Raw genomic sequence first — 7,359 nt, 5'->3', positions numbered from 1 at the left:
GGTGGAGCCAGACGGGCAGGTCGTGGGCGGCGAGCGCGGCGAAGAGGGGTTGGTACTCCGGGCGGTCGAGGGGCTTGCCGGCGACGTTGGTGAAGACCTGCACGCCGCGGGCGCCGAGCGCGGTGATGGCGCGCCCGGCCTCCCGCACGGCGCCCTCGGGGTCGAGGAGGGAGAGGGTGGCGACGAAGGCGGGGAAGCGGTCGGGGTGGCGGGCGCAGAGCTCGGCGAGGGCGTCGTTGGCGCGGCGGGCGAGGTCGGCGGCGGCGCCGGCGGGGAGGATGTCCTCGAGCGGCGGGTTAGGGAGCGAGATCACCTGCTGGTAGCCGGGCACCGCGTCCATGGCGCGGAAGCGGGCGTCGAGGTCGTGCAGCGGGCGCACGCCGCGCAGCCGCGCCGCGATGTCGCCCCGCCCCGGCGAGACCGCCGCCAGCGCCTCCGAGAAGGACGCGGGCAGGATGTGCGTGTAGAGGTCGATCATCCCGCGTTCTCCACCAGGGCGTGCTCGGGGCGGGGCGTCATTCCGGCGCGATCCCGGCCATGCGCACGACATCGGCCCAGCGGGTCGCGTCGGCGGCGACGAGCGCGCGCAGGCGGTCCGGGGCGCCGCCGACAGGGGTGATCCCCTGGGCGGTGAGGGCGGCGGCGACCTCGGGGTCCGCCAGCACCTCGTTCGCCGCCGCGTTCAGCCGGGCCAGCGCGTCCGGCGGCAGGCCCGCGGGGGCGAAGAGGCCGTACCAGCCGCTCATGTCCGTCGCCGGCAGGCCGGTCTCGGCCAGGGTCGGCGCCTCGGGGAAGGTGGGCAGGCGGGACGGGGCCGCGACGGCGACCAGCCGCACGCGGCTCTCCCCGGCGAGGCCCTGGGCCGCGCCGGCGGAGACGAACATCGCGGCGATGCGGCCGGCGAGCAGGTCCGTCACGGCGCCGGCGAGGTTGCGGTAGGGCACGTGCGCCACCTCGATCCCGGCCTGCTGGCGGAACAGCTCCATCGCCAGGTGGTGCGGGGTGCCGATGCCGGGGGAGCCGTAGTTGAGGCGGCCGGGCCGGGCCCGCGCGCGCGCCACGAACTCCGCCACGTCGGCGCCGCCCGTCGGGTGGAGCAGGAGGCCGAAGCCGGCGGTGGCGAGCTCCACGACCGGGGTGAAGCTGGCCAGCGGGTCGTAGGGAAGGTTCCGGAAGAGGCTGACGTTCATCGCGAGGGTGTTGGTCTGCACGAGCAGCGTCGCGCCGTCCGGCGCCGCGCGGGCGACGGCGGCGGTGCCGATGTTGCCGCTGGCGCCCGTGCGGTTGTCGACGACGTAGGGCTGGCCGGTGCGGCGCGCGAGCCCTTCCGCCAGCAGGCGCGCGACGAGGTCGGGCGGGCTGCCGGCGCTGTAGGGCACGACGACCGTCACCGGCCGGGCGGCCGGGCCCTGCGCGAGGGCGGGCGCGGCGAGGGCCGCGCCGAGCAGCGATCCCGTGGCGCGCAGCGCGGACCGGCGGGGTATGCGGTGCCGCATGGTCGCTCCTCCTCCTGCCGGCCCGCCGCGCGGGTCAGGCCGCCGCGCGCTGGCGGCCGGCCTCGTCCTCGATGGGGTTGCGCAGCACGCCCAGGCGCTCGACCTCGACCTCGCAGACGTCGCCGGGGCGCATCCAGAGCGGCGGCTTGCGGGCGAGGCCGACGCCGGCCGGGGTTCCCGTGACGATGATGTCGCCGGGCGAGAGGGTGAAGGCCTCGCTCAGCGTCGAGACGAGGGTCGCGACGTCGAAGATGAGGTCGTCGGTGGAGGCGCTCTGCACGACCTGGCCGTTCAGGCGCGTCTCGATGCGCAGCCCGCGGCAGCCCGGCGGAAGCTCGTCCGCGGTGACGAGGGCCGGGCCGAAGGCGCCGGTGCCGTCGAAGTTCTTGCCGACGGTCCATTGCGGCGCCTTCATCTGGAAGTCGCGCACCGAGCCGTCGTTGAACAGCGAGTAGCCGACGACGTGGTCGAGCGCCGCGTCCTTCGCGATGTGGCGGCCGCCGCGGCCGATGACCGCGACGAACTCCCCCTCGAAGTCGAGCTGGTCGGAGACGGCCGGGCGCAGGAGGGGCGCGCCGTGGCCGATGAGGCTGGAGGCGAAGCGGGCGAAGATGGTGGGGTAGCTCGGCACCGCGAAGCCGCTCTCGGCGGAGTGGTCGGCGTAGTTCAGGCCGACGCAGATGATCTTGCCGGGCCGGGTGAGCGGGGGGAGGAGCTCCACGGCCGCGAGGTCGATGGCGGGGCCGGCGAGGAGGGCGCGCCCGGCGGAGGCGAGGGCTTCCGGGCCGCCCGCCACGAGGTCGTCCAGCGCGCCGGGATAGCCTGGGGCGGTGGCCATGAGGCCGTGGAACTCCCCGCCGGGCTCGGCCGCGGCCAGGCCCTGGGCGCCGCTTCGGCGGAATGTCACGAAACGCATCCTCGTCCTCCCCTTCTTGTCGCAAAGGATGGCACCGCGCAGATGGATCACGCAAGATAAAATAGATTATCGCGTCTCGGATGGATTTTTGTGGCCGCCGGGTGTAGGAGGGGCCGATGCCGCGCGACACCCCGGCCCTGAGCCTGACGCAATCCGTCTACGAGCGGCTGCGGGCCGACCTTCTGGCCTGCCGCCTCTGGCCGGGGGACCGGCTGAAGATCAGCGACCTCTGCCAGTCCATGGGGGTGAACCTCGGCGCAGTGCGGGAGGCGCTGGCGCGGCTGCTGGCCGAGGGGCTGGTGGTGGCGGAGCCGCAGCGGGGCTTCCGGGTGGCGCCGATCTCGGCGGTCGAACTGCGCGACCTGACGGAGGTGCGGATCGACGTGGAGGCGCGCTGCCTCCGTCGCTCCGTCGAGGGCGCGGGCGTGGAATGGGAGACGGCGATCGTGGCCGCGCATCACGGCCTGACCCGCCTGCCGGAGCGCGACCCCGAGGACCCGTCGCGGGCGAACGACGCCTGGTCGGCGCAGCACGCCGCCTTCCACCGCGCGCTCGTCGCCGGCTGCGGCAGCCCCTGGCTGCTCCGGCTGCGGGACAGCCTCTACGACCAGAGCGAGCGCTACCGGCGGCTCTCGGTTCCGCTCGCGCGCACCGAGCGCGACGTGGCCGGGGAGCACCGCGCGATCATGGAGGCCGCGGTGGCGCGCCGGGCGGACCGGGCCTGCGCGCTGCTGGCCGAGCACTTCCGGGCGACGACGCGCATCCTCCTCGACGCGAACTTCGGGGAGGACGGTGCGGGCCTGGGGCGGTGACGCGGCGGGGCTAGGGCGCCGCGGGGTCGAGGAGGAGGTCCTCCACCGCGATCGGGAAGCGCCGCGCGCGCACGCCGGTCGCGTGCCAGACCGCGTTCGCCACCGCGCCGGCCGTGCCGGTGATGGCGATCTCGCCCACGCCCTTGATGCCGAGCGCGTTCACGTGCGGGTCCCTCTCCTCGACGAGGATGGCCTCGAGCGAGGGGACGTCCGCGTTGACCGGCAGGTGGTACTCGGCGAGGTCGGCGTTCATCACGCGGCCGCTGCGCCGGTCGATCGCGGCGCGCTCGTGCAGGGCGCAGGAGACGCCCCAGATCATGCCGCCGTCGTACTGGCTGCGCACCAGCCGCGGGTTGATGATCCGCCCGGCGGCGAAGGCGCCGACGATCCGCGTCGCGCGCACCTGCCCGAGCTCGGGATCGACCTTCACCTCGGCGAAGACCGCGCCGTGGGCGTGCGACGCGTAGGCCTCCGCGGCCGCGGGGTCGGGGGCCGCGCTGCCCTTCGCCTCGACCTCGGCGAGGCCCGCGCGGGCGAGGATCTCCGCGAAGGATTCGCCGCGGCCCTCGTCGTCCCGGCGCAGGAGGCGGCCGTCGCGCGCGACGACGCCGACGTTGCCGGCCCCGAAGAGGGGCGAGCGCGGGTCCTCCGTGGCGAGTTCCGCGAGGCGCGCGACGGCCTTCAGCCCGGCGTCGCGGATCGCGCCGCCGAGGGTCGCGGTGTGCGCCGAGCCGCCGGCGATGCCGGCGTCGGGCAGGTCCGAGGTGCCCGAGCGGAACTCGACCCGCTCCACGTCGAGGCCGAGGCTTTCCGCCGCGATCTGCGTGAAGGCGGTCCAGGCGCCCTGGCCCATATCGTGCGCGCCGGCCTCGACGAGGCCGCTGCCGTCCCGCCGGATCGCGGCGCGGGCGGCGGCCTGGAATAGGTGCGCGGGGAAGGTCGCGGTGCCCACGCCCCAGCCGACGAGCATCCCCTGCGCGTCCCGCATCGTGCGCGGCGCCAGCGGGCGCCCGGCCCAGCCGAAGCGCGCCGCGCCCTGCGCGTAGCATTCGCGCAGCGCCTTGGAGGAGAAGGGCTTGCCGGAAACCGGCTCGACCTCCGCGTAGTTCCGCAGGCGGAACGCGAGCGGGTCCATGCTGCAGGCGAGCGCCATCTCGTCCATCGCGCTCTCCAGCGCGATGCTGCCGCTGGCCTCGCCGGGCGCGCGCATGAAGCCGGGCGTCCCCGTGTCGAGCCGCACCGCCTCGTGCGTCGTGCGGATCGCGGGGGCGGCGTAGAGCGTGTGGCTGACGCCGCCCGAGGGCTCGATGAAGTCGTCGAAGCGGCTGGTGGCCGTGCGGACGTGATGGTGCAGGGCGGTCAGCCCGCCGTCCGGCGCGGCGCCGAGGCGGAGCACCTGGCGCGTCGGCGCGCGGTGCGTGACGGGGCCGTACATCTGCCCGCGCCGCAGCACGAGCTTCACCGGCCGCCCGACGAGGCGCGCGGCCAGGATGCCCAGCACCTGCGGCCCGGTCAGCAGCTTCGACCCGAAGCCGCCGCCGAGGAAGGGGCTGCGGATGTGGATGCCCTCCGCCGGGATGCCGAAGAGCGCGGCGAGGCACATCACGGTCAGCGCGAAGCCCTGGGTGGGCATGTCGAGCGAGAGCGCGTCGCCGTCCCAGGCCGCGACGACGCCGTGCGGCTCCATCGCGTTGTGGAACTGCGTCGGCGTCTCGTAGGTCGCCTCGATCCGGTTGGCCGCCGCGGCCAGGCCGGCCTCGGCGTCGCCGTGCCGCAGCTCGGCCGGGGCGCCGGCGCCGACGATGGGCGGCACGAAGGCCTCGCCCTCGTCGAGCGAGACCTCGGCCGGCTCCGCCTCGTAGCGGGGCGCGAGCAGGGCGGCGCCCTCGGTCGCGGCCTCGAGCGTCTCCGCGATGACGACCGCCACCGGCTGGCCGGCGTAGCGCACGCGTTGGTCCTGCAGCAGGTCCATGCGGAAGGAGAAGGGCACGGACTTGTCGTCGGGGTCCATCGCCAGGGCGGGGCGGTTGGCGGGCGTCATCACCGCCACCACGCCCGGGTGCGCGCGGGCCGCCGCCTCGTCGAGGGACGTCACGCGGCCGCGGCCGATGGCGCTCGTCGCGAGGACCGCGTGCAGCAGGCCCGGTGGGTGGTTGTCGGCGGCGTAGCGGGCGGCGCCCGTGACCTTCAGCGGGCCGTCGCGCCGCGTGATCGGCTGGCCGGCGCTGGAGCCGTGCCGCATCGAAATCACCTCAGCCATGGAGACCTCCGGAAGGGGCGGACGCGAAGGGGGAGGCCGGCAGGGCCGGCAGCCGTGCGGGCGTGCCGGCCGCGGCCAGGGCGAGGGCGCGGGCCGCGATGCGCCGCGCCAGCTCGATCTTGAAGCCGTTCTCGCCGGAGGGACGGGCGTCCGCGAGCGCGATCTCCGCCGCCCGCCGGAAGGAATCGGCGTCGGGCGCCGCGCCGGCGAGGGACCTCTCCGCCGCCTCCGCCCGCCAAGGCCGCGCGGCGACGCCGCCGAGGGCGAGCCGCGCCTCGACGATCCGCCCGGCCTCGAGGCGCAGGCCGGCCGCGGCGGAGACCACGGCGAAGGCGTAGGAGGTGCGCTCCCGCAGCTTCACGTAGCGCGCGTGGGCGGCGAAGCGGTCCGCGCCGGGCGGCAGGCGCAGCGCCACGACCAGCTCGCCCGGCGCCAGCGCGCTCTCGCGTTCCGGCGCGGTGCCGGGGAGGCGGTGGAAGTCGCGCAGCGGCACCTCCCGCGCGCCGCCCGGGCCCTCGATCTCCACGACGGCATCGAGGGCCACGAGCGGGACGCAGAAGTCGGAGGGGTGGGTCGCGATGCAGGCCTCGCTCCAGCCGAGGACAGCGTGCAGCCGGTTCTCGCCCCCGCGCGCGTCGCAGCCGCTGCCGGGCTCGCGCCGGTTGCAGGCGCTGTCGGGGTCCGCGAAATAGGCGCAGCGCGTGCGCTGGAGGATGTTGCCGCCGGCCGTCGCCGCGTTGCGGAGCTGCGCGGAGGCGCCGGACAGCAGCGCCTCGGCCACGGCGGGGAAGCGGCGGGCGAAGGCGGGGTCGGCCGCGAGCGCCGCGTTGCGCACCGCCGCGCCGATCCGCACGCTGCCGTCCGGCCGGTGCTCGACCGCGTCCAGGCCGGGCAGGTGGTTGAGGTCCACCAGCCGCGCCGGGCGCGCGACGCCGATCTTCATGAGGTCGAGCAGGTTGGTGCCGGCGGCGAGGTAGGCGCTGCCGGGCAGGGCGGCGGCCGAGACGGCCTCGGCGATCGTGCGCGGGCGCACGTACTCGAAGCGGTTCATGCGGCGTCCTCCTCCGTCGTCGCGCCCATGGCGCGCGTGGCGGCGAGCACCGCCTCGGTGATGCCGCGGTAGGCGCCGCAGCGGCAGAGATTGCCGCTCATGCCCTCGCGCACGCGCTCGGGGTCGAGGCCGGCCTCGCCCTCCTCGATGAGGCCGACGGCGCTCATGACCTGGCCGGGCGTGCAGAAGCCGCATTGCAGCGCGTCGTGCTCGATGAAGGCGGCCTGCACGGGGTGCAGCGCGTCGCCCTCGGCCAGGCCCTCGATCGTCAGGATCTCCGCCCCGTCGTGGCTGAGCGCGAGCGCCAGGCAGGCGTTCACGCGGCGCCCGTTCAGCAGGATGGTGCAGGCGCCGCACTGCCCGCGGTCGCAGCCCTTCTTCGTGCCCACCAGGTCCAGCCGCTCCCGCAGCAGGTCCAGCAGGGTGACGCGGGGATCGTCCAGCTCGATGGTCCGCGGGGCGCGGTTGATGGTGAAGGTGACCGACATGCTCATGCGGAGCCTCCGGGGAGCGCGGTTTCAGGGTAGGCTAGGTGTTTGGTCCCGGGGTTTGGTGGTGCGGGTCATGGATGAACCTGGACGGTTCTTCTGTCCAGGCTTTGCAGATGGCTTCGTAGGGCGTGAGGCCGCGTAGAGTCTTCAGGCGACGGGCGAAGTTGTAGGCGGCGACGAACTGGTCGAGGTGCTGTCGGAGTTCGTCGTGCGTCTCGTAGTGGTAGCGCTTGACGGTTGCTTCCTTGATCGTGCGGTTCATCCGCTCGACCTGCCCGTTCGTCCAAGGATGCCGGGGCTTGGTCAGTCGGTGATCGATGTTGTTCTGGGCGC

General features: G+C 75.3%; 8 protein-coding genes. 1 reads left to right on the top strand and 7 read right to left on the bottom strand.

Annotated features, from left to right (window positions below; all coding sequences use genetic code 11):
* The 3 genes from EAH89_RS30020 to EAH89_RS30010 form a co-directional block, all read right to left on the bottom strand.
* Positions 1–478: amidohydrolase family protein (locus tag EAH89_RS30020; protein WP_161993855.1), on the bottom strand; the 478-nt coding region annotated here is incomplete at its 3' end.
* Between the two features lie 37 nt (positions 479–515).
* Positions 516–1,496, bottom strand: a complete 981-nt coding sequence (locus EAH89_RS30015) for a tripartite tricarboxylate transporter substrate-binding protein (protein ID WP_140887717.1) — start codon at positions 1,494–1,496, stop codon at positions 516–518.
* Positions 1,497–1,530: 34 nt separating this feature from the next.
* Complete coding sequence (locus tag EAH89_RS30010) at positions 1,531–2,403, bottom strand: fumarylacetoacetate hydrolase family protein (RefSeq protein WP_456306545.1); 873 nt, start codon at positions 2,401–2,403, stop codon at positions 1,531–1,533.
* Positions 2,404–2,528: 125 nt separating this feature from the next.
* Between EAH89_RS30010 and EAH89_RS30005 the strand changes: the two genes are divergently transcribed.
* Entirely contained in the window at positions 2,529–3,224 is a 696-nt protein-coding gene (locus tag EAH89_RS30005; protein WP_140887712.1) for a GntR family transcriptional regulator, read from the top strand.
* 10 nt (positions 3,225–3,234) lie between these two features.
* Here EAH89_RS30005 and EAH89_RS30000 read toward each other — a convergent pair whose 3' ends face one another.
* The 4 genes from EAH89_RS30000 to EAH89_RS29985 form a co-directional block, all read right to left on the bottom strand.
* A complete protein-coding gene (locus tag EAH89_RS30000; protein WP_140887710.1) occupies positions 3,235–5,484 on the bottom strand; it encodes a xanthine dehydrogenase family protein molybdopterin-binding subunit in 2,250 nt (749 codons plus the stop codon).
* Positions 5,477–6,535, bottom strand: coding sequence for an FAD binding domain-containing protein (locus EAH89_RS29995; RefSeq protein ID WP_140887707.1), 1,059 nt, complete (start codon positions 6,533–6,535; stop codon positions 5,477–5,479). The genes EAH89_RS30000 and EAH89_RS29995 overlap by 8 nt, the downstream gene beginning before the upstream one ends.
* Positions 6,532–7,029 carry a (2Fe-2S)-binding protein gene (locus EAH89_RS29990; RefSeq protein ID WP_140887705.1) on the bottom strand — a complete coding sequence of 166 codons (498 nt, stop codon included), beginning with the start codon at positions 7,027–7,029 and terminating at the stop codon, positions 6,532–6,534. The genes EAH89_RS29995 and EAH89_RS29990 overlap by 4 nt, the downstream gene beginning before the upstream one ends.
* A 34-nt stretch (positions 7,030–7,063) precedes the next feature.
* On the bottom strand, positions 7,064–7,359 hold a 296-nt coding region (locus EAH89_RS29985), incomplete at its 5' end, for an integrase core domain-containing protein (protein WP_140887241.1).

Source organism: Muricoccus nepalensis, from assembly GCF_006438825.1.
Classification (GTDB): Bacteria; Pseudomonadota; Alphaproteobacteria; order Acetobacterales; family Acetobacteraceae; genus Roseomonas; species Roseomonas nepalensis.
Note: the sequence above shows the minus strand (reverse complement) of the source record. Positions and strands in the feature narration are given on the sequence as shown.

Coding starts and splice junctions, on each gene's coding strand:
- EAH89_RS30015 (WP_140887717.1), bottom strand. CDS start 1,496: ATGCGGCACCGCATACCCCGCCGGTCCGCGCTGCGCGCCACGGGATCG.
- EAH89_RS30005 (WP_140887712.1), top strand. CDS start 2,529: ATGCCGCGCGACACCCCGGCCCTGAGCCTGACGCAATCCGTCTACGAG.
- EAH89_RS30000 (WP_140887710.1), bottom strand. CDS start 5,484: ATGGCTGAGGTGATTTCGATGCGGCACGGCTCCAGCGCCGGCCAGCCG.
- EAH89_RS29995 (WP_140887707.1), bottom strand. CDS start 6,535: ATGAACCGCTTCGAGTACGTGCGCCCGCGCACGATCGCCGAGGCCGTC.
- EAH89_RS29990 (WP_140887705.1), bottom strand. CDS start 7,029: ATGAGCATGTCGGTCACCTTCACCATCAACCGCGCCCCGCGGACCATC.